Source organism: Rhizobacter sp. P5_A1 (genome assembly GCF_056400745.1).
Window position 1 is genome coordinate 253,073 of record NZ_JBFUKR010000002.1, and the last position, 18,766, is coordinate 271,838.

Consider the following 18,766-nt stretch of genomic DNA (forward strand, 5'->3'; position numbering starts at 1 on the left):
ACTCCCTCGGGTGAACCCAAAGCATTCTTCGCGACCGCTGCCGGTCACCCCTGATGCGCTGCGCATCGAACAGGCGCTGCAGCAGAGCGCGCCGCTCGCGCGGCTGCAGCAACTGATGCACGACTCGAACGCGCGCTTCGCGGCGATCCGCCCCGGCCTGCCGGCGGCGCTGATCGCTCACGTCAGGCCCGGGCCGGTCGACGACGCCGGCTGGTCGCTGCTGGCCGCGAACGCCTCGGTGGCCGCCAAGCTGCGCCAGCTGCAACCCCGCCTCGAAGAGATCCTGCGGGAACGGGGCTGGCAGGTTAGCGCAATCCGGGTCAAGGTTCAATCGAGCTGAACGGCCGGCCCGCACGAGGGCCGTCAAGGTGTGCGCGAGTGCCTGAACAAGGCTGTGGTGCCGGCTGTCGGAATCGAACTGACGACCTTCCGCTTACAAGGCGGGTGCTCTACCAACTGAGCTAAGCCGGCGCGGCATGGCGGGCGCCATGCACTCTGAAACGTTGAAAAGTATACGTGGCGCTATTTGACGCGCTTCAGCGAAGGCCGCCCGCCGGACGGCGGCTCGGGTGGCGGCTCCTTGTCGCCGGCCTCGACGGGCGTGTCGGCCTTCGGCGCCGGCGCGTCGGTCAATGCGAGGCGCGGCCCGCGCGGCGCGGTGATCGCGGCGGGCGCCTCGGCGCCGCTCGTCGACGACGCACCGGTCTGCCCGTCGGTCGGCATCGGGAACGCCATCCCCTGGCCGTTCTCGCGCGCGTAGATCGCGATGACGTGATCGATCGGCACGACGATCTCGCGCGAGCTGCCACCGAAGCGCGCCTTGAACTCGATCGTCTCGTTGCCGAGCTTCAGCGAGCTGGTCGCCTCGAAGCCGACATTCAGCACGATCTCGTTGTTCTTGACGTATTCGCTCGGCACCTGCACGTGCTGGTCGACGAACACCGCGACGTACGGCGTGAAGCCGTTGTCGGTGCACCAGTCGTGCAGTGCGCGGATCAGGTACGGTCGGGTCGACGAACCCGCCGTGGCCGGGGCGATCGGAGGACTGCTCATGCGGGGCTCGCCTGCAGTTACTTGCGCATGACCTTTTCGGACGGTGTCAGCGCCTCGATGTAGGCCGGTCGCGAGAAGATGCGCTCGGCATACTTGAGCAGCGGCACCGCGTTCTTCGACATGTCGATGCCGTAGTAGTCGAGGCGCCACAGCAGCGGCGCGATCGCGACGTCGAGCATCGAGAAGTCGTCGCCGAGCATGTACTTGTTCTTCAGGAAGATCGGCGCGAGCTGGGTCAGGCGGTCGCGGATGTTCGCGCGGGCCTTCTCGAGCTGCTTGTCGGTGCCCTTCATGCCGCGCGATTCGAGCATGTTGACGTGCGCGAACAGCTCCTTCTCGAAGTTGAACAGGAACAGCCGGACGCGGGCACGCGCGACCGGGTCGCCCGGCATCAGCTGCGGGTGCGGGAAACGCTCGTCGATGTACTCGTTGATGATGTGCGACTCGTACAGGATCAGGTCGCGTTCGACCAGGATCGGCACTTCGTTGTACGGGTTCATCAGCGCGATGTCTTCGGGCTTCGCGAACAGGTCGACGTCGCGGATCTCGAAGTCCATGCCCTTCTCGAACAGGACGAAGCGGCAGCGGTGCGAGTAGGGGTCGGTCGTTCCGGAATAGAGCACCATCATGGCGGCGGATCCTTGGGTCTGGCCGTCTCGGGTCAGCGAGTCGGCGATTCAAAAGCGGAAACGCAGTGGTCGGCCGGGTCGGGCCACCACTGCGCGCGGTGCCCGAAGCCCGATCGGGCTGCGAGCGAGGACGACGTCACTTCACGTCTTTCCAGTACGAGGCGTTGAGCCGCCAGGTGAACACGGTCAGCACGCCGAGGAACAGCAGCACCCAGACGCCGATGCGCACGCGGTGTTCCTGCGCCGGCTCGCCCATCCATTGCAGGTAGGCGACCAGATCGCCAACCGCCTCGTCGTAGCCGCGCTCGTCGAGCTTGCCCGGCGTCGTCTGCTCGAAGCCCTCGAAGCGGTGCTCCGATTTGCTCGGGTCGTGCGGATCCTTCTCGTTGACGAACTTCGCGACGCGCTGGCCTTGCAGCTCCCACAGCACGTGCGGCATCGCCACATCGGGGAAGACCAGGTTGTTCCAGCCGGTCGCCTTGGTGTCGTCGCGATAGAACGTGCGCAGATAGGTGTAGAGGAAGTCGGCGCCGCTGCCCTTGCCGATGTCGGCGCGCGAACGCGCGATCAGCGTCAGGTCGGGCGGCGCGGCGGCGAGCCAGTCCTTGCCCTGCTTCGGGTCGAGCGCGACCTTCATCGTGTCGCCGACCTTCTCGGTCGCGAACAGCAGGTTCTTCTTGATGTCGTTGTCCGACAGGCCGATGTCGTGCATGCGGTTGTAGCGCATGTAGTTGGCCGAGTGGCAGTTCAGGCAGTAGTTGACGAACAGCTTGGCGCCATGCTGAAGCGCGGCCACGTCGGAGAGCTTCTCGACCGGGAACTTGTCCCAGTGGTAGCCGCCTTCATTGGCCGCCGCGCCGGCGATCAGCCCGAACGACATCAGCAGGGAGAGAACGAGTTTTTTCATTGTCTGGGTACTCCGGGCGGCGCGCGTCAGTGGGCGGCGAAGGTCACGCGGTCGGGCACGGCCTTGAAGGTGCCGAGGCGGCTCCACCACGGCATCAGCAGGAAGAAGCCGAAGTAGACCAGCGTACCGAGCTGCGAGACGTAGTTGCCGACATCCGATGGCGGCTGCGACCCGAGGTAGCCCAGGATCAGGAAGAAGAACACGAACACGCCATACAGGTACTTGTGCCAGTCGGGCCGGTAGCGGATCGACTTGACCAGGCTGCGGTCGAGCCAGGGCAGGAAGAACAGGATCACGACCGCGCCGCCCATGATCACGACGCCCCAGAACTTCGCATCGAAGTACTTCAGCATCACGATCGCGACGATCGCGACGATGCCCAGCACCGCCTTGCCGATCGCGCTGAAGCCGCCGCGCACGATGCCCAGCACGGCCGCCAGCGCGACGATGACCGCGAGGATGTTGACCATCAGGTCGGTGGTCGCGCGCAGCATCGAGTAGTAGGGCGTGAAGTACCAGACCGGGGCGATGTGTGCCGGGGTCTTCAGCGGGTTCGCCTCGATGAAGTTGTTGAACTCGAGGAAGTAACCGCCACCGGTCGGCGCGAAGAACATCACCGCGCTGAAGATCATCAGGAAGATGCTGACCGCGTAGATGTCGTGAACCGTGTAGTACGGGTGGAACGGGATGCCGTCGAGGGGAATGCCCTTCGAATCCTTCTTGGCCTTGATCTCGACACCGTCCGGGTTGTTCGAGCCGACCTCGTGCAGCGCGATGATGTGCGCGGCGACGAGGCCGAGCAGCACCAGCGGCACCGCGATCACGTGGAAGCTGAAGAAGCGGTTCAGCGTCGCGTCGCCGACGACGAAGTCGCCGCGGATCAGCAGCGCCAGATCGGGGCCGATGAAGGGCACCGCGGAGAACAGGTTGACGATCACCTGCGCGCCCCAGTAGCTCATCTGGCCCCACGGCAGCAGGTAGCCCATGAAAGCCTCGGCCATCAGGCACAGGAAGATGCCGCAGCCGAAGATCCAGACCAGCTCGCGCGGCTTGCGGTACGAGCCGTACAGCAGCCCGCGGAACATGTGCAGGTAGACGACGATGAAGAATGCGCTGGCACCCGTCGAGTGCATGTAGCGGATGATCCAGCCGCCCGGCACGTCGCGCATGATGTACTCGACCGACGCGAACGCGAGGCTCGCATCCGGCTTGTAGTTCATCACCAGGAAGATGCCGGTGACGATCTGGATCACCAGCACGAGCATCGCGAGCGAGCCGAAGATGTACCAGAAGTTGAAGTTCTTCGGCGCGTAGTACTCGCCCATGTGCTCGTTGTAGAGCTTGGTCAGCGGGAACCGGTTGTCGACCCAGTTCAGCAGCTTCTGGCCCGCGTTCGCGTTGGCGGGGGCTTCGTGGTATTCGGCCATGTTGGTGGTTACTCCTGGGTGCCGTCGTGGTGCCTGCGTTTCAGCGTCTGCTGCGATCGGAATCGCGCGCGCTCAGGCCTTCTTGTCTTCGCCGATCATCAGCCGGGTGTCCGACAGGTACATGTACGGCGGCACTTCGAGGTTGTCGGGGGCGGGCTTGTCCTTGAAGACGCGGCCTGCCATGTCGAAGGTCGAGCCGTGGCAAGGGCAGAGGAACCCGCCCTCCCAGTCGTTCGGCAGCGAGGGCTGCGGTCCCGGCGCGAACTTGTCGCTCGGCGAGCAGCCGAGGTGGCTGCAGATGCCGACGACGACCAGGTACTCCTTCTTGATCGAGCGCCAGTCGTTGCGCGCGTACTCGGGCGTCTCGGCGAAGTTGGTGCGCTTCGACTTCGGGTCGGCCAGCGCGGCGTCGAGTTTCGACAGCTGCGCGAGTTGCTCGGCCGTGCGCCGCACGATCCACACCGGCTTGCCGCGCCACTCGACGGTCATCTTCTCGCCGGGCTTCAGGCCGCTGATGTCGGCCTCGACGGCGGCACCGGCGGCGCGCGCGCGCTCCGAAGGCTGGAAGCTGCTGACGAACGGAACGGCGGCAAAGCCGGCACCGACAGCACCGGCACAGCTGGAGGCGATGATCCAGGTGCGTTTGCTGCTGTCGATTTGCTGGTCACTCATAGGTTTCCTCGGAACTTGACTTCAGATCGGGGCCAACCCGGCATTCTAGCGGACGTGTCAAGGCGCTTGACTTCGCGCCGAGCTCCGGAATACTACGCGGCGACCCGCCCGCGCCTGGTGCGGACCCACGAACCGACACAGGAGCGCCACGATGTCTTTCGCATCCGAGTTCAGGGAATTCGCGCTGAAAGGGAACGTCATCGACCTCGCGGTCGGCGTGATCATCGGCGCGGCCTTCGGCAAGATCGTCGACTCGATCGTCAAGGACCTGATCATGCCGGTGGTCGGTCGACTGTTCGGCGGCCTCGACTTCTCGAACTACTTCGTGATGCTGTCGAGCCCGCCGCCGAACTACAGCGGGCCGATGACCTACGAGGCACTGACGAAGGCCGGCGTGCCGCTGTTCGCGTACGGCAACTTCATCACCGTGGCGATCAACTTCGTGATCCTCGCCTTCATCATTTTCATGATGATCAAGCAGATCAATCGCCTGAAACTGACGGCGATCGCACCGCCGCCGCCGGCGACGCCCGAAGACGTGCTGCTGCTGCGCGAAATTCGCGACGCGCTGAAGAAGTAGCCGCCGGACGTGTTGCCGGCCGCGCAACACCCCGAGGACGCGGGCTTTTTGCCCGCAGTTTTGGGCCCATACTTGAAGGATGTGCGCTAGGCTGGCAGCGATGCCGCAAGCGCCGGCAAAGGCGCGCCAACCACCCGAGATGACCCCGATCGACACCCAGCTGCGAACCGCACTCGACGCGGCCGTGAACCAGATCCGCACGACGCTGACGGTGGTCGCGGGTCGGGTGTCGGAGGGACTGGGGCCGATGTCGCAATCGGGCGCTCGCAGCGGCGAACGCGACCTGCTGCTGACCGCGCAGATCGACCTGCGCCGCAACATCGGCACGCTGCACCAGACCTTCGCGCTCGAGCTGGGCCGACGCGTCGGCGACGACATCGTGCCGCCCGTGGAGACCAGGCGCACGCTGGCCGCCACCAGCTGGCAGACCCTGACGCTGGTCGACGACAGTGAAATGGAAGGCCGGATGGAGGCCGACCGGATCGGCCAACAGATCGCGCATGCCAGCGAATCCGAGCTGCAGGAGCTCGCGACCTACGTGAGCGCACTGCTGCTGGGGGCGCGCACCGCCCACGACCGCAACCCGCTGCGCGCCGAGGTCGTCGGCGCTTCGCTGTACCGCGCGATCGAGGCGGTCTCGGACCAGCCCGAGACGCGCCGGCTGCTCGCCCGCGAGCTCGGCGCCGAGGTGGCCAAGGCGATGCCTGAGTGCTACACGCAGATCCTGCGCGGCCTGCAGGCGCGTGGCGTGCAGCCCGCGTTGCTGTCGGTGCGCCAGGTCGACGGGCCGGGCATGGGCGTCAACTCCGGCTACACGACCCTGAGCAGCACGCGCAGCCAGCAGAGCGATCTCGACACGCTGCCGTCGTCGGGCTCCGGCAGCAGCGTCGGCGGCAGTCTCGGCGGGCGGCGCAGCGGAGCTGGCGGCGCAAGCGGCATGAACGGCCTGGGCGGCCCGTCGAGCTCGGGCAGCGGCAGCTTCTCAGACTCGGGTCGAAACTCGCGCTCCGGCCTGAGCTCGAGCCAGGCCGATGCGCAACTGATGGCCTTGTTGCGCCACCTGACGGCCGTCGCCAGCCGCCCCGGCGAGCTCGATGGGGTCTCGCGCCACAGCAGCGGCCCCGGCGCGCTCGCGAGCGCCTCCCGCTACGGCGCGGCCGGCACGGGCGCGGTGTCGCACGGCGGCGCGGCCCCGTACACGAGCGCCGACGGCCTGACCGGGTTGATGGCGGTGAACCTGATCCGCGCCCACCGCGAGGAGCTGATGCAGGTCTCGGGCGGCAAGCTCGACCACATGGTGATCGACGTCGTCGGCAGCCTGTTCGACCAGATCCTGTCCGACAGCCGCGTGCCGCCGCAGATGGCGCGGCAGATCGCGCGACTGCAGTTGCCGGTGCTGCGCATGGCGCTGAACGACTCGAGCTTCTTCACGTCGCGTCGGCACCCGGTGCGGCGCTTCGTCAACCGGATCGCGTCGCTGGCCTGCGCGTTCGACGACTTCAACGACGGCCCCGGCAAGCACTTTCTCGACCGCGTGCGCGAACTGGTGCAGGAAATCGTCGAAGGCGACTTCGACCAGATCGAGCTCTACAGCGCCAAGCTTGCCGCGCTCGAGGGCTTCATCGCCGAACAGACGCACGAGCAGGTGCACCAGCAGGGCGCGGTCGGCACGCTCGGCAACAAGGAGGCCGAACTGCGGCTGCAGCAGCGCTACATGCTGCAGCTGCAGAGCGCGCTGACGCCGCTGCCGCTGCCCGAGTACCTGCGCAACTTTCTGGCCCAGGTCTGGAGCCAGGCACTGGTGCTGGCCGTGACCCGCGAAGGCCCCGACTCCGACCGCGCCCAACGCTATCGCCGCGTCGGCCGCGATCTGGTCATGAGCATCCAGCCGAAGGGGCTGCCGACGCTGCGCAAGAAGTTCCTGATGCAGCTGCCGGCGCTGATGAAGGATCTGAACGAAGGCATGCTGCTGGTCGGGTGGCCCGAGGCGGCGCAGCGCGAGTTCTTCGCCGCGCTGCTGCCGTCGCATGCCGAGTCGCTGAAGGCGCCGCCGCTGACCGAGCTCGACCACAACATGCTGGTCAAGCAGCTCGAGAACATCTTCAACATCCCGGTGCCGCGCAGCGAGATGCTGTCGCCGTCCGACCCGGTGCCCGAGGTCGATGCCGAACTGCTCGCGCAGCGCTTCTCGGCCGAAGAAGCGAAAAGCGTCGGCCTGGTCAACGAGAGCGCGGTCGACTGGTCGGGCACCGTCGACATCGACCTCGGCGACGAAGCATCGGCAGGCCCCACCACCGGTGGAGACGATTCGACTCCCGTCGAGCTGCCCGGCATCGACATCGACCTCAGCCTGAGCCCTGCCGAGCCGGCCGAACCGACGCGCGGGCCGCAGCTGATGGACCACATCAAGCTCGGCTTCGCCTACCAGATGCACCTGAAGGACGAGTGGCAGAAGGTGCGCCTCGCGCACGTCAGCGCCGGTCGTGGCTTCTTTGTGTTCACGCGCGGCCAGAAGCACCAGGAAACGATCTCGATGACCGCGCGCATGCTCACGCGGATGTGCGAGACGAACCGTTTCCGCGCGGTCGAGAGCGCCTACCTGATCGAGCGTGCGACGCTGCGCGCCCGCAAGCAGCTCGCGGCGCTCGGCACGGCAACGAAACACTAAGCGGCGAGGCGCCGCGCCATCTTCAGCGCGGCGATCAGGCTGCTCGGGTCGGCCCGGCCGGTGCCGGCGATGTCGAACGCAGTGCCGTGGTCCGGGCTGGTGCGCACGAACGGCAGCCCGAGCGTCACGTTCACGCCGTGCTCGACGCCGAGGTACTTGACCGGGATCAGCCCGTGGTCGTGCGTCATCGCGACGACGATGTCGAACTCGCCCGGGTGCCCGGCCGCATCGCGCGCGCGCATGAAGACGGTGTCGGGCGCGAACGGGCCGCTCGCGGCGATGCCCTCGGCGCGCGCGGCCTCGACGGCCGGCGCGATGATGCGCAGCTCCTCGTCGCCGAACAGGCCGCCCTCGCCGGCGTGCGGGTTCAGCCCCGCGACCGCGATGCGCGGCGCTGGCATGCCCCAGCGCGCTGCGCTGCGGTGCGCGATGCGGATCGTCTCGAGCACCGCGTCGAAGCTCACGGCCTCGATCGCGCGGCGCAGCGACAGGTGGATCGTCACCAGCACCGTGCGCAGTTCGTCGTTCGCCAGCATCATGCGCACCGGCGGCGGCGCGCTGCCCGGCGCGGCGGCAAGCGCCTGCAGCATCTCGGTGTGACCGGGGAAGCGCACGCCGGCGGCCGCGAGCGCCTCCTTGTGGATCGGCGCCGTGACGATCGCGGCGATCTCGCCGGCGCGCGCAAGGTCGACCGCGCGCGCGATGCACGCGGCAGCCGCCGCACCGGCGCGCGCGTCAATACGGCCGAGCGGTGCGGCGAGCAGGTCCGCCGGCAAGCCATCGACCTGCAGCACCGGGATGCAGTTCGGCGGCACCGCCCGCGCGGCGGCGGCATCCTCGACCTGCGCGACCGCGAGCATTCCGCCGGTGAAGCCGGCCGCCCGCCGCATCACGCCGACATCGCCGAGCACGACGCAGCCCGCGCCCGCCGGCCCGCGAAACAGGCGCGCGATGATCTCGGGGCCGATGCCGCAGGCGTCGCCCATCGTCAGCGCGATCGGCCGCTGCGGCGCTGCGGAAGTGGGATCGGAAGCCATGACGCGCATTGTCGCGATTCGCGGCGGGGGCCGTTCGGCGCCGGGGCATCGCCGATAATCCGTGCACAGGCCGCGCCTCGCCCGCACGGCGGCCCTCCACACGAGTTCGCATGCGCAAATCCTGGTTGATCTTCTCGCAGGCCGTCACGGTCGCGGTCGCGGTGCTGTTCGTCGTCGCGACGCTGAAGCCGGAGTGGGTTCGCAGCGGCGCGACGCTGCCGAGCGTCGTCTCGATCAGCACGAGCCCGTCGCAGCCGCTGCCGGCGGCCCTGCCGGGCGGTGCGGTCACCAGCTACAGCGCCGCGGCGAAGCGCGCCGCGCCGGCGGTCGTCAGCATCACCGCGAGCAAGGCGCCCCCGCGCGGCGCGCGCAGCGACGACCCGGTGTTCCAGTTCTTCTTCGGCGAGCGTTCGCGCCAGGCGCGCGCCGATCCCCAGATCGGCCTCGGCTCGGGCGTGATCGTCTCCGGCGATGGCTACCTGCTGACGAACCACCACGTGATCGACGGCGCCGACGACATCGAGGTGACCTTGAGCGACGGCCGCCAGGCGCGTGCCAAACTCGTCGGCACCGATCCCGAGACCGACATCGCGGTGCTGAAGATCGGGCTCGACCGGCTGCCGACCATCAGCTTCGGCGATGCCGACAAACTGCAGGTCGGCGACGTGGTGCTCGCGATCGGTAATCCGTTCGATGTCGGCCAGACGGTGACCTCGGGCATCGTCAGCGCGCTCGGGCGCCACAAGCTCGGCATCAACATCATCGAGAACTTCATCCAGACCGATGCTGCGATCAACCCCGGCAACTCGGGCGGTGCGCTGGTCGACGCCGCCGGCAACCTGCTCGGCATCAACACCGCGATCTACTCGCGCACCGGCGGCAGCCTGGGCATCGGCTTTGCGATCCCGGTCAGCACCGCGCGACAGGTGATGGAGACGCTGATCAAGGACGGCCAGGTGACGCGCGGCTTCATCGGCATCGAGCAGCGCGACCTGACCGCCGACATCGCGCAGACGCTGAACCTGCCGGTCAAGGAGGGCGTGCTGATCACCGGCGTGCTGCAGAGCGGCCCGGCCAGCCTGGGCGGCCTGCGGCCCGGCGACGTGGTCGTCAGCGTGGCCGGAACGCCGATCGCGAACAGCTACCAGCTGCTGACCGCGGTCGCGTCGCTGAAGCCGAAGGCGGTCGCCGCGATCGGCGTGCAGCGCGGCGACAAGGCCTTGCAGGTCGAGGTCACGGTCGGGCAGCGCCCGAGAAAGCAGCGCGAAGAGCAGTGACGCGCCGGGCCGGGCAGCTCGGCTAACGTTGCATGTCTTCGGCCGGCGCCTGCGTGTGCTTGATGAAGATCCCTGCGGCAAGGATGCCGATCTCGTACAGGATCACCATCGGGATCGCCAGCGAGAGCTGCGAAACCACGTCGGGCGGCGTCAGCACCGCGGCGACGATGAACGCCAGCACGACGAAATAGGCGCGAAATTCCTTCAGCTTGTCGATGCTGACGATGCCCAGACGCGCCAGCACGACCACCGCGATCGGCACCTCGAACGCGGCGCCGAACGCGATGAACATCGTCAGCACGAAGCTCAGGTAGGCCTCGATGTCCGGCATCGCCGAGACGCTCTTCGGCGCGAAGCTCTGGATGAACGTGAACACCTTGCCGAACACGAAGAAGTAGCAGAACGCGACACCTCCGAAAAACAGCAGCGTGCTCGAGATCACCAGCGGCAGCACGAGCTTCTTCTCGTGCGTGTACAGCCCCGGCGCGACGAAGGCCCAGACCTGGTACAGCACGACCGGCAGCGCGAGCAGGAACGCCGCCATCAGCGTGATCTTCAGCGGCACCAGGAACGGCGAGATGACGCTGGTCGCGATCAGCGTGCCGCCTTTCGGCAGGTGCTCGACCAGCGGCGCCGCGAGCAGGTCGTACAGGCCGCCGGAGCCGGGCCAGACCATCAGCACGCCGAAGCACACGCCGATCGCGATGCAGGCACGGATCAGCCGGTCGCGCAGCTCGATCAAGTGCGAGACGAACGGCTGCTCGGTGCCCTCCAGCTCGTCGGGCTTGTCCCCAGGGGTACTCATCGCGCTAGGCCGCCGAACGCGGCGGCCGGAACCGCGCGACGCGCGCCGCGCCCGACTGGGCCTTCACGCGCACGCCGGCGCGCTGCTTGTACCACTGCGGCGTCGCGCCGCGCTTCAGGCGCCAGTTCTTCTTCGGGTGCTTGTACTCGGGCGAAGGTGGCGTCCAGCCTTCGTGCTGCCCGCTGTTCAGCGGCAGCACGGTGTCGCCGGCATTCCATGACTTCTCGAGCTCCGCGCCGGTCTGGTGAATCTCGTTCGAGACGGTCTGCTCGACGTTGCGTGCCGCATCCTCGAACTCGGTCTTCATCTTCTTCAGCTCTTCGAGCTCGATCGAGCGATTGACCTCGGCCTTCACGTCGGCGACGTAACGCTGCGCCTTGCCGATCATGTGGCCGACCGTGCGCGCGACCCGCGGCAATTTCTCGGGGCCGATCACGATCAGCGCGACGGCGCCGATCAGCGCGATCTTGTCGAAGCCGAAGTCGATCATTGCAGCTCGCGCTCGCCGGCCGGGCCGAATCCGGTCACGACTTGGTCTTCGCTTCCACGTCGACCGTGTTGGCGTCGTTCGCCTTGCTGGTGTTGTTGACCTGCGCCGGCGGTGCTGCCGCGTCGGCAGACGCGCCGCCATCCTTCACGCCGTCCTTGAAACCCTTCACCGCGCCACCGAGATCGGTGCCGATGTTCTTGAGCTTCTTGGTGCCGAACACCAGAACGACGATCAGCAGCACGACGAGCCAGTGCCAGATGCTGAATGAACCCATGTCTTTTCTCCTAACGACGATCGAGTAATTCTAGGTTACCGACTTTGTATGACCCTTCCGCCTACCCCTTGAGCCACGGGCGGGGGCCGCCGATCACATGGATGTGGACGTGCTGGACTTCCTGCCGGCCGTCCTCGCCGGTGTTGATCAGCGTGCGGAAGCCGTTCGTCACGCCGAGTTCGCGCATCAGCCCCGGCGCCATCGAGAGCATCCGGCCCAGCAGCGGCGCATGGCGCGACTCGAGCTCATACATCGTCGGCACGTGCTCTTTCGGGATCATCAGCACATGCACCGGCGCCCACGGCGCGATGTCGTGGAACACGAGCAAGTCGTCGTCCTCGTAGACCTTGCGGCTCGGGATCTTGCCTTCGACGATCTTGCAGAAGATGCAGCTGGGGTCGTGGCTCATGATGGTGCCCTCATTGCGGCATCGCGCGCCGGTCGTTCAGCGCCAGCCACCCGCGGATCACGCGGTACAGGAACCAGATCGAGATCACCCCCCATGCGATCCAGCCCGGCAGCACGAGCAGGAACCACAGCGGGATCGTCACGACATACAGCACGCCGGCCCACAGCACGCTGCGGATGCGCCAGCTGAAGTGCGACTCCTGCCAGCTGCCGCGCGCATCGTCCTTCTTGACGAGGTCGAGGACGAACGCGACGAGCAGCAGCAGGATGCCCGGCTGGAAGCCCGGCAACACCGCGCCGACCGCGACGATCGCGTGCAGCGCATAGCTGATGTGCCCGATCGTGCGCAGCGAATCCTCGTGCTGGGTCGTCGCGGCGCCGCCTTCGATGATGTCGTTCATGTTCCGTCCTCGTCGCGTTGTCGTGATTTGCGCGCCGCGAATTCCTCGAGGCCCGAAAGCCCCTCGCGGCGCTCCAGTTCGGCCAGCACGTCGGCCGGCGTCAAGCCATGGGCGCTGAGCGCCAGCATGCAGTGAAACCACAGGTCGGCGACCTCGCCGACGATCTTCAATGGCATGCCGTCCTTGCAGGCCATCACGACCTCGGTGGCTTCCTCGCCGATCTTCTTCAGGATCGCATCGTTGCCCTTGTGGAACAGCCGCGCGACGTAGCTCTTGTCGGGGTCGCCGGCACGGCGCGCTTCGATCACGCCGGCCAGGCGCGCCAAAGTGTCGTTCGAACTGGTCGTCATTTGTAGATGCGCTCCGGGTCTTTCAAGACCGGCTCGACGGTCTCCCACGCGCCGTCTTTCAACAGCTGGAAGAAGCACGAGTGCCGGCCGGTGTGGCAGGCGATGCCGGGCTCGTGCGCCGCGTGGCCGAGCTGCTCGACCTTCAGCAGCACGACGTCGTTGTCGCAATCGAGCCGCAGTTCATGCACCTTCTGGACGTTGCCGCTCTCCTCGCCCTTGTGCCAGAGCCGGTTGCGCGAACGGCTGAAGTACACCGCCTCGCCGAGCTCGGCGGTGCGCGCCAGCGCCTCGCGGTTCATGAACGCGAACATCAGCACGTCGTTGCTGCCGAGCTCCTGCGCGATCACCGGCACGAGGCCCTGCGCGTCCCATTTCACGTCGTCGAGCCAGTTCATACGGGCAGTGTAGTGGCGCCTTCAAAGCCGCGTTCCTCGGCGAACCACTTCAGCACCGGCAACGTGCCCGGCAGCACCGGGCCGACCCGCACCGGCAGCGCCTGCCAGGCCATCGCCTGGCGCTCGCGCATCTCGAACGCGCCGGACCACTCGAAGACCTTGCAGAAGTGCAACCGGACCCGGGCATGTGCGTAGTCGACGATCTCGGTCTTCCACGGGTGGACTCTGCCGATCTCGATGCCGATCTCCTCGGTCAATTCGCGCCGCAGCGCGGCCTCGACCGACTCGCCGGCTTCGAGCTTGCCGCCCGGAAACTCCCAGTAGCCGGCGTAGACCTTGCCTTCGGGGCGCGAGGTCAGCAAGAACTCGCCGCTCGGGTTGATCAGCACCCCCACCGCGACGTCCACCGGACGGCGCGGCTCCCGGCCTTCGGCATCGACCGGCTCGCGCTCGACGGCGCCTGTCACGCGTGGTGCCTTCCGCTGTAGTCCTTCGCGAACTGGAACGCGACGCGCCCCGAACGCGAACCGCGCTCGAGCGCCCAGACCAGGCTTTCCTGGCGCGCCGCGGCGATCGCCGCCTCGTCGACGCCGAAACCGCGCAGCCACTGCGCGACGATCGCGAGGTACTCGTCCTGGCTGAACGGGTAGAAGCTGACCCACAGGCCGAACCGCTCGCTCAGCGATATCTTCTCTTCGACGACCTCGCCCGGGTGCACTTCCCCGTTCTCGAGGTGCTGGTAGCTGAGGTTCTCCTTCATGTACTCGGGCAGCAGGTGGCGGCGGTTGCTGGTGGCGTAGATCAGCACGTTGTCCGAGGCCTGCGAGATCGAGCCGTCGAGGATCGATTTCAGCGCCTTGTAGCCCGGCTCGCCCTCGTCGAAGCTGAGGTCGTCGCAGAACACGATGAAGCGCTCCGACCGCTCGGCGACGAGGTCGACGATGTCGGGCAGGTCGACCAGGTCGGCCTTGTCGACCTCGATCAGGCGCAGCCCGCGCGCGGCGAACTCGTTCAGGCAGGCCTTGATCAGCGAGCTCTTGCCGGTGCCGCGCGCGCCGGTCAGCAGCACGTTGTTGGCGCCGAAGCCATCGACGAACTGCCGCGTGTTGCGCAGCAGCCGTTCCTTCTGCGGCTCGACCTCGACCAGCGCGTCCAGGCGAATCGTCGCGACGTGGCGCACCGGCTCGATCCAGCCCGAGCCGCCGCGCTTGCGGTAGCGGAACGCGATCGCGGCCGACCAGTCCGGCGCGCTCAACGGGTGCGGCAGCACCGCTTCGAGGCGGCTCAGCAGCGCCTCGGCGCGCGCGATCAGGTGGCTCAGGGAGTCGGTGGGCATGGGCATGCGTAGGGCGAGAAGACGCCGCGGCGGGCGCGGGGAAGCGGCAGTGTAGCGGCGCCCGATCTAGGCGCCCTTCGCCCTCGGCAGCAGCTCGAACACGCGGTCCGGCGCGGCCGCGAAGACGCGCTCGCCGGGTCGCGCGCGGATGGCCTGCATCCCGGTGAATGCGCCGAACGCCGGCAGCACGCCGACCTGGTTCGAAAACCAGAAGCACGGCAGCCGGTGCCGGTCGTGCGCGCGCCCGCCGACGCTGACGCAAGGGTGCAGGTGCCCGGCGAGCACGAACGCTCCGGCCGCCGGCCGTGGGTGATGGCTCAGCGCCAGGCCCTTCAGCCGCAACGGCTGGTCGAAGGGCTGGATGTCGAGCACGGCCGGCGGGTCGCCGGCGCGGTCGTCATGGTTGCCGCGCACCAGCGTCAACTCGACCGCACTGTGCAGTTCGCGCCAGCGCAGCAGCGCCGCGGATGTGTCGGCGCCGAGCGATCGCGCCGAATGCAGGAAGTCACCGAGAAAAACGATGCGCGTGACGGCCAGCCGGTGGATCAGCCGGGTCAGCGCCGCGAGCGTCTCGCCGGTCGTGCCCGACGGCACCGGCACGCCGAGCTGGCGAAAGCTGGTCGCCTTGCCGATGTGCGCGTCGGCGACGAGCAAGGTATCGGCGTCGGGCAGGAAGATCACCTTCTCGGGCAGCAGCATCAGCGTGCTGCCGGCGATCTCGAGGGTGACGGTGGCCGCCGCACTCATCGAAGGAGCGGGATTCGCCTACGGCGCCAGCATGCGCAGCGCGGCCTCGAGGTGCTCGGTCGGGCTGCGCTTGAAGCCGGAGCGCGCGAAGCGCTGCAGGCGACCGACCGCGAACGCGGTCAGCACCGAAGCCTGTGCGTTCGCATCGACGGTCGGTGTGGCCGAGCCGGCTGCATCGGCCATGCCGCGCAGGCCCTGGCGCAGCTGCGACTCGAAGCGCTCGAAGAACTGGTTCATGCGCGCGAGCAGGCGCTCGTTCTCGAACACCAGCGCATCGCCGACCATGACACGCGCCATCCCGGGGTTCTTCTCGGCGAACTGCAGCAGCACGGTCAGCATCTTCTGCACCTGCACGGCGCCGGCGGCCTCGCGCTCGTGGATCTGGTTGACGAGCGTGAACACGGTCTGCTCGATGAACTCGATCAGGCCCTCGAACATCTGCGCCTTGCTCGCGAAGTGCCGGTACAGCGCGGCCTCGGAAACATCGAGCTTCGCGGCCAGCGCGGCGGTCGTGATGCGATCGGCGCCGGGCTGTTCGAGCATGCCGGCCAGGGTCTGCAGGATCTGGACGCGGCGCTCGCCGGGCTTCGGACGTTTGCGAACCGGGGCGGCCAGCGCGGGCTCTGCCGCTCGGACAGCTTCATCGATCGGATCGGCGGGCTCGGCGCTGGCTTCGGAAGGGTCGTTCATCGCAGCGTCACGAGCTGTTGCAGCGAACGGATTTTGGCACACACGTAGCGCGGGCTAGGGCAAGGGTGAACACCAACTTCGAGGGGCCGCGAAGCGTTGTTGGCGCCGCCGTCGGGGCCGAAGCGCAGGTGTCCGCGATAGCGCCCGCCGAGGTAGCGCTGCATCCACACGGTGCGCATGCCCAGGCCGCGCGCGGCCTTCTGGTTGTCGAGCATGTCTTCGACCAGCACGCAGTCGGCAGGCTGCACCTTCAGGCGCGCCGCGATGCTGCGGAACATGCGCGCATCGGGCTTGGGCCGCAAATGGCCGAACATCGTCATGTCCTCGATGCTGAGCACGCCGTCGAACAGCTCGGCCAGGTGCAGCGTGTTCAGCACGCGCATCGTGTAGGCGCGCGGTGCATTCGTCAGGACGTACTTGCGGCCGCGCAGCCGCCGCAGCGCGGCCCGGTCATGACGGCTCATGCGCAGCCGGTCCTCGAGCCCGGGATGCTGGTGCGTCTGCTCGAGAAAATGCGCGGCGGCTACGCCGTGGTGCCGTACCAGGCCGAGCAGCGTCGCGCCGTAGCGGCGCAGGTAGTGCTGGCGCAAGCGGCCGGCCTCCTCGAGGTCGATGCCGAGGTGGCTGACCATGTACTCGTTCATCGCGACATTGGTCGCGCCGAACGCCGCATGGCTCGCGTCGTGGAGTGTGTTGTCGAGGTCGAACAACCAGACCCGGCGGGTCGACGACGCCTTCACGCGACGCTCCGTTGCGGGCCGGCCTGGCGCACGCTCAGCCCCCAGATGCTGCCCATCAGCAGCGCGCCGCCGAGCCACTGCCAGCCGCTGAGCTGCTCGCCCAGCAGCAGCGCCGACAGTGCGACCGCGGTCAGCGGTTCGACCAGCGTCGCGACCGTCAACGCGGTCGGCGTCAGCCGCGCCGCGCCCCAGCTGAACGCGAGCAGCGCGAGCGCCGCGGTGACGACGCCGAGGTACAGCAGCCAGGCCTCGGGCGCGACCTCGGCCGGCCAGGCGAGCGGCCGATAGAGGGACGACAGGCCGATCACGAGCGCCGCGACGATCGTCAGGCAGGTCGTCATCGGCCCGGCGCCGAGGCGCTGCGACAGGCGCCCGCTGACCAGCGTGAAGGCCGCGTAAAGCACCGCCGACGCGATCGAGAAGCCGACACCGGCCAGCATCACGCCCGCCGGCAGTTCACCCGAGCTGCCGCCGTGGCGCGCGACGATCAGCGCGGTGCCGGTGAGCGCCGCGGCGAGCACGATCAGCAGCGGCGCGTCGACGCGCTCCTGCCCGCGCAGCACCGCGACGATCGTCACCAGCACCGGCGGCAGGCACAACGCAATCAGCGTCGGGATCGACGCGCCGATGCGCTCGATGCCGAGGAACCAGCACAGCACGTAGAACGACATGCAGGCCCCTGACGCAAGCACCAACCCAAGCTGCGGCCGCACCGCCCGCCACAGCGCCGGCCGGCCGAACACCGCGAGCAGCACGACCGAGCCGACGACGAAGCGCCAGAACGAGATCGTCTCGGGGCTGAAGCCGTGGCGCCGGATCAGCAGGTTGACGACGAGCGCGCCGGTGCCCCACAGCGCGCCGGCCCCGCAGGCGGCGAGCAGCGCGGCGTTCGATCGGTCCGGGCGCGAATTCAATGCGAACGGATCATGGTTCCGTAGGCCTGCTCGGTCAGCACCTCGAGCAGCATCGCGTGCGGCACGCGGCCGTCGATGATGTGCACGGTGTTGACGCCGTTCTTCGCCGCGGCGAGCGCCGAGTCGATCTTCGGCAGCATGCCGCCGCTGATCGTGCCGTCCTCGAACAGCTCGTCGATCTCGCGCGCCGAGAGGTTGGTCAGCAGCTTGCCGGCCTTGTCGAGCACGCCGGGGATGTTCGTCAGCATGATCAGCTTCTCGGCCTTCAGCACCTCGGCGAGCTTGCCGGCGACGACATCGGCGTTGATGTTGTAGTTCTCGTTGTGCTCGCCGAAGCCCAGCGGCGAGATCACCGGAATGAACTGGTCGTCCTGCAGCGCCTTGACGACGCTCGGGTCGATCGACTCGATCTCGCCGACGTTGCCGACATCGTGCACCTTGCTCGGGTCCTTCAGGTCGACCATCTTCAGCTTGCGCGCGCGGATCAGCCCGCCGTCGCGCCCGGTCAGGCCGACCGCCTTGCCGCCGGCGACATTGATCAGCCCGACGATGTCCTGCTGCACCTGGCCGGCGAGCACCCACTCGACGACCTCCATCGTCTCGTCGTCGGTCACGCGCATGCCCTGGATGAACGTGCCCTTCTTGCCGACCTTCGCGAGCGCCTCCTCGATCTGCGGGCCGCCGCCGTGCACGACGACCGGGTTCAGCCCGACGAGCTTGAGCAGCACCACGTCCTCGGCGAAATCCTGCTGCAGCGCCGGGTCGGTCATCGCGTTGCCGCCGTACTTGATCACGATCGTCTTGCCGTGGAACTTGCGGATGTACGGCAGCGCCTGCGCAAGGATCTCGGCCTTGTCGCGCGGCGAGATGTGCGAGAGATCGGGGGTGTCGGCGGCGGCGCCTGGAGCCGCTTGGGATCCGTCGGTGGTCATGGTCGGCTCGCTGGTTGATCGTGCTGAAAATGAT

At 67.9% G+C, this 18,766-nt stretch carries 24 protein-coding genes and 1 tRNA gene; 4 read left to right on the plus strand and 21 right to left on the minus strand.

The window, feature by feature from the left end; translation table 11 throughout:
- Positions 1–10: 10 nt before the first annotated feature.
- A complete protein-coding gene (locus AC1DTW_RS02975) occupies positions 11–340 on the plus strand; it encodes a hypothetical protein (RefSeq protein ID WP_477978969.1) in 330 nt (109 codons plus the stop codon).
- A gap of 55 nt (positions 341–395) precedes the next feature.
- Here the strand turns inward: AC1DTW_RS02975 and AC1DTW_RS02980 are convergent.
- From AC1DTW_RS02980 to petA, 6 genes are all read right to left on the minus strand, one after another.
- Positions 396–471, minus strand: a tRNA-Thr gene (locus AC1DTW_RS02980).
- 51 nt (positions 472–522) lie between these two features.
- On the minus strand, positions 523–1,053 hold the full coding sequence (locus AC1DTW_RS02985; RefSeq protein ID WP_477978971.1) for a ClpXP protease specificity-enhancing factor: 531 nt from the start codon (positions 1,051–1,053) through the stop codon (positions 523–525).
- A gap of 17 nt (positions 1,054–1,070) precedes the next feature.
- Positions 1,071–1,682: a glutathione S-transferase N-terminal domain-containing protein gene (locus AC1DTW_RS02990; protein WP_477978973.1), complete on the minus strand. Its 612-nt coding sequence runs from the start codon at positions 1,680–1,682 to the stop codon at positions 1,071–1,073.
- Positions 1,683–1,818: 136 nt separating this feature from the next.
- Complete coding sequence (locus AC1DTW_RS02995) at positions 1,819–2,589, minus strand: cytochrome c1 (protein ID WP_477978975.1); 771 nt, start codon at positions 2,587–2,589, stop codon at positions 1,819–1,821.
- 26 nt (positions 2,590–2,615) lie between these two features.
- Positions 2,616–4,016, minus strand: coding sequence for a cytochrome b (locus tag AC1DTW_RS03000; RefSeq protein WP_477978977.1), 1,401 nt, complete (start codon positions 4,014–4,016; stop codon positions 2,616–2,618).
- Positions 4,017–4,088: 72 nt separating this feature from the next.
- Entirely contained in the window at positions 4,089–4,688 is a 600-nt protein-coding gene (gene petA / locus AC1DTW_RS03005) for a ubiquinol-cytochrome c reductase iron-sulfur subunit (RefSeq protein ID WP_477978979.1), read from the minus strand.
- A gap of 151 nt (positions 4,689–4,839) precedes the next feature.
- Here petA and mscL point away from each other — a divergent pair, with 151 nt between their 5' ends.
- Together mscL and AC1DTW_RS03015 are read left to right on the plus strand one after the other, a co-directional pair.
- Positions 4,840–5,268 carry a large conductance mechanosensitive channel protein MscL gene (gene mscL / locus AC1DTW_RS03010; protein WP_477978981.1) on the plus strand — a complete coding sequence of 143 codons (429 nt, stop codon included), beginning with the start codon at positions 4,840–4,842 and terminating at the stop codon, positions 5,266–5,268.
- Positions 5,269–5,407: 139 nt separating this feature from the next.
- Positions 5,408–7,936, plus strand: coding sequence for a DUF1631 family protein (locus tag AC1DTW_RS03015; RefSeq protein WP_477978983.1), 2,529 nt, complete (start codon positions 5,408–5,410; stop codon positions 7,934–7,936).
- Here AC1DTW_RS03015 and pdxA read toward each other — a convergent pair.
- On the minus strand, positions 7,933–8,973 hold the full coding sequence (gene pdxA, locus AC1DTW_RS03020) for a 4-hydroxythreonine-4-phosphate dehydrogenase PdxA (protein ID WP_477978986.1): 1,041 nt from the start codon (positions 8,971–8,973) through the stop codon (positions 7,933–7,935). The two genes, AC1DTW_RS03015 and pdxA, sit on opposite strands and share 4 nt — an antisense overlap.
- Positions 8,974–9,083: 110 nt before the next feature.
- Here pdxA and AC1DTW_RS03025 point away from each other — a divergent pair, with 110 nt between their 5' ends.
- Positions 9,084–10,250, plus strand: a complete 1,167-nt coding sequence (locus AC1DTW_RS03025; RefSeq protein WP_477978988.1) for a S1C family serine protease — start codon at positions 9,084–9,086, stop codon at positions 10,248–10,250.
- A 22-nt stretch (positions 10,251–10,272) separates the two neighbouring features.
- Here AC1DTW_RS03025 and tatC read toward each other — a convergent pair whose 3' ends face one another.
- The 14 genes from tatC to argB all read right to left on the minus strand — a co-directional run bounded on the left by tatC (position 10,273) and on the right by argB (position 18,732).
- A complete protein-coding gene (gene tatC, locus AC1DTW_RS03030) occupies positions 10,273–11,055 on the minus strand; it encodes a twin-arginine translocase subunit TatC (RefSeq protein WP_477978990.1) in 783 nt (260 codons plus the stop codon).
- Positions 11,056–11,059: 4 nt separating this feature from the next.
- Positions 11,060–11,545: a Sec-independent protein translocase protein TatB gene (gene tatB, locus AC1DTW_RS03035; RefSeq protein WP_477978992.1), complete on the minus strand. Its 486-nt coding sequence runs from the start codon at positions 11,543–11,545 to the stop codon at positions 11,060–11,062.
- Positions 11,546–11,579: 34 nt separating this feature from the next.
- Positions 11,580–11,819 carry a Sec-independent protein translocase subunit TatA gene (gene tatA / locus AC1DTW_RS03040; protein WP_477978994.1) on the minus strand — a complete coding sequence of 80 codons (240 nt, stop codon included), beginning with the start codon at positions 11,817–11,819 and terminating at the stop codon, positions 11,580–11,582.
- A 61-nt stretch (positions 11,820–11,880) separates the two neighbouring features.
- Positions 11,881–12,228: a histidine triad nucleotide-binding protein gene (locus AC1DTW_RS03045; RefSeq protein WP_477978996.1), complete on the minus strand. Its 348-nt coding sequence runs from the start codon at positions 12,226–12,228 to the stop codon at positions 11,881–11,883.
- Positions 12,229–12,238: 10 nt separating this feature from the next.
- Positions 12,239–12,628, minus strand: coding sequence for a DUF4870 family protein (locus AC1DTW_RS03050; RefSeq protein ID WP_477978998.1), 390 nt, complete (start codon positions 12,626–12,628; stop codon positions 12,239–12,241).
- On the minus strand, positions 12,625–12,978 hold the full coding sequence (locus AC1DTW_RS03055) for a phosphoribosyl-ATP diphosphatase (protein ID WP_477979000.1): 354 nt from the start codon (positions 12,976–12,978) through the stop codon (positions 12,625–12,627). Before AC1DTW_RS03055 ends, AC1DTW_RS03050 begins: the two co-directional genes overlap by 4 nt.
- Positions 12,975–13,373, minus strand: coding sequence for a phosphoribosyl-AMP cyclohydrolase (hisI, locus tag AC1DTW_RS03060; RefSeq protein WP_477979002.1), 399 nt, complete (start codon positions 13,371–13,373; stop codon positions 12,975–12,977). The genes AC1DTW_RS03055 and hisI overlap by 4 nt, the downstream gene beginning before the upstream one ends.
- On the minus strand, positions 13,370–13,840 hold the full coding sequence (locus AC1DTW_RS03065) for an NUDIX domain-containing protein (protein WP_477979004.1): 471 nt from the start codon (positions 13,838–13,840) through the stop codon (positions 13,370–13,372). Before AC1DTW_RS03065 ends, hisI begins: the two co-directional genes overlap by 4 nt.
- A complete protein-coding gene (locus tag AC1DTW_RS03070) occupies positions 13,837–14,709 on the minus strand; it encodes an ATP-binding protein (RefSeq protein ID WP_477979006.1) in 873 nt (290 codons plus the stop codon). Before AC1DTW_RS03070 ends, AC1DTW_RS03065 begins: the two co-directional genes overlap by 4 nt.
- Before the next feature lie 66 nt (positions 14,710–14,775).
- Positions 14,776–15,456 carry a ligase-associated DNA damage response endonuclease PdeM gene (pdeM, locus tag AC1DTW_RS03075; protein ID WP_477979008.1) on the minus strand — a complete coding sequence of 227 codons (681 nt, stop codon included), beginning with the start codon at positions 15,454–15,456 and terminating at the stop codon, positions 14,776–14,778.
- 18 nt (positions 15,457–15,474) lie between these two features.
- Positions 15,475–16,146: a nucleoid occlusion factor SlmA gene (gene slmA, locus AC1DTW_RS03080; RefSeq protein WP_477979010.1), complete on the minus strand. Its 672-nt coding sequence runs from the start codon at positions 16,144–16,146 to the stop codon at positions 15,475–15,477.
- On the minus strand, positions 16,143–16,886 hold the full coding sequence (locus AC1DTW_RS03085) for a pyrimidine 5'-nucleotidase (protein WP_477979012.1): 744 nt from the start codon (positions 16,884–16,886) through the stop codon (positions 16,143–16,145). The genes slmA and AC1DTW_RS03085 overlap by 4 nt, the downstream gene beginning before the upstream one ends.
- Positions 16,883–17,800: a DMT family transporter gene (locus AC1DTW_RS03090; RefSeq protein ID WP_477979014.1), complete on the minus strand. Its 918-nt coding sequence runs from the start codon at positions 17,798–17,800 to the stop codon at positions 16,883–16,885. Before AC1DTW_RS03090 ends, AC1DTW_RS03085 begins: the two co-directional genes overlap by 4 nt.
- Positions 17,797–18,732, minus strand: a complete 936-nt coding sequence (gene argB / locus AC1DTW_RS03095) for an acetylglutamate kinase (RefSeq protein WP_477979016.1) — start codon at positions 18,730–18,732, stop codon at positions 17,797–17,799. Before argB ends, AC1DTW_RS03090 begins: the two co-directional genes overlap by 4 nt.
- Positions 18,733–18,766: the final 34 nt, after the last annotated feature.

Excerpts from the sequence above, each read along its gene's own strand:
- AC1DTW_RS02985 (WP_477978971.1), bottom strand. The coding sequence starts at position 1,053 with ATGAGCAGTCCTCCGATCGCCCCGGCCACGGCGGGTTCGTCGACCCGA.
- AC1DTW_RS02990 (WP_477978973.1), bottom strand. The coding sequence starts at position 1,682 with ATGATGGTGCTCTATTCCGGAACGACCGACCCCTACTCGCACCGCTGC.
- AC1DTW_RS02995 (WP_477978975.1), bottom strand. The coding sequence starts at position 2,589 with ATGAAAAAACTCGTTCTCTCCCTGCTGATGTCGTTCGGGCTGATCGCC.
- AC1DTW_RS03000 (WP_477978977.1), bottom strand. The coding sequence starts at position 4,016 with ATGGCCGAATACCACGAAGCCCCCGCCAACGCGAACGCGGGCCAGAAG.
- petA (WP_477978979.1), bottom strand. The coding sequence starts at position 4,688 with ATGAGTGACCAGCAAATCGACAGCAGCAAACGCACCTGGATCATCGCC.
- mscL (WP_477978981.1), top strand. The coding sequence starts at position 4,840 with ATGTCTTTCGCATCCGAGTTCAGGGAATTCGCGCTGAAAGGGAACGTC.
- AC1DTW_RS03015 (WP_477978983.1), top strand. The coding sequence starts at position 5,408 with ATGACCCCGATCGACACCCAGCTGCGAACCGCACTCGACGCGGCCGTG.
- pdxA (WP_477978986.1), bottom strand. The coding sequence starts at position 8,973 with ATGGCTTCCGATCCCACTTCCGCAGCGCCGCAGCGGCCGATCGCGCTG.
- AC1DTW_RS03025 (WP_477978988.1), top strand. The coding sequence starts at position 9,084 with ATGCGCAAATCCTGGTTGATCTTCTCGCAGGCCGTCACGGTCGCGGTC.
- tatC (WP_477978990.1), bottom strand. The coding sequence starts at position 11,055 with ATGAGTACCCCTGGGGACAAGCCCGACGAGCTGGAGGGCACCGAGCAG.
- tatB (WP_477978992.1), bottom strand. The coding sequence starts at position 11,545 with ATGATCGACTTCGGCTTCGACAAGATCGCGCTGATCGGCGCCGTCGCG.
- tatA (WP_477978994.1), bottom strand. The coding sequence starts at position 11,819 with ATGGGTTCATTCAGCATCTGGCACTGGCTCGTCGTGCTGCTGATCGTC.
- AC1DTW_RS03045 (WP_477978996.1), bottom strand. The coding sequence starts at position 12,228 with ATGAGCCACGACCCCAGCTGCATCTTCTGCAAGATCGTCGAAGGCAAG.
- AC1DTW_RS03050 (WP_477978998.1), bottom strand. The coding sequence starts at position 12,628 with ATGAACGACATCATCGAAGGCGGCGCCGCGACGACCCAGCACGAGGAT.
- AC1DTW_RS03055 (WP_477979000.1), bottom strand. The coding sequence starts at position 12,978 with ATGACGACCAGTTCGAACGACACTTTGGCGCGCCTGGCCGGCGTGATC.
- hisI (WP_477979002.1), bottom strand. The coding sequence starts at position 13,373 with ATGAACTGGCTCGACGACGTGAAATGGGACGCGCAGGGCCTCGTGCCG.
- AC1DTW_RS03070 (WP_477979006.1), bottom strand. The coding sequence starts at position 14,709 with ATGCCCACCGACTCCCTGAGCCACCTGATCGCGCGCGCCGAGGCGCTG.
- pdeM (WP_477979008.1), bottom strand. The coding sequence starts at position 15,456 with ATGAGTGCGGCGGCCACCGTCACCCTCGAGATCGCCGGCAGCACGCTG.
- slmA (WP_477979010.1), bottom strand. The coding sequence starts at position 16,146 with ATGAACGACCCTTCCGAAGCCAGCGCCGAGCCCGCCGATCCGATCGAT.
- argB (WP_477979016.1), bottom strand. The coding sequence starts at position 18,732 with ATGACCACCGACGGATCCCAAGCGGCTCCAGGCGCCGCCGCCGACACC.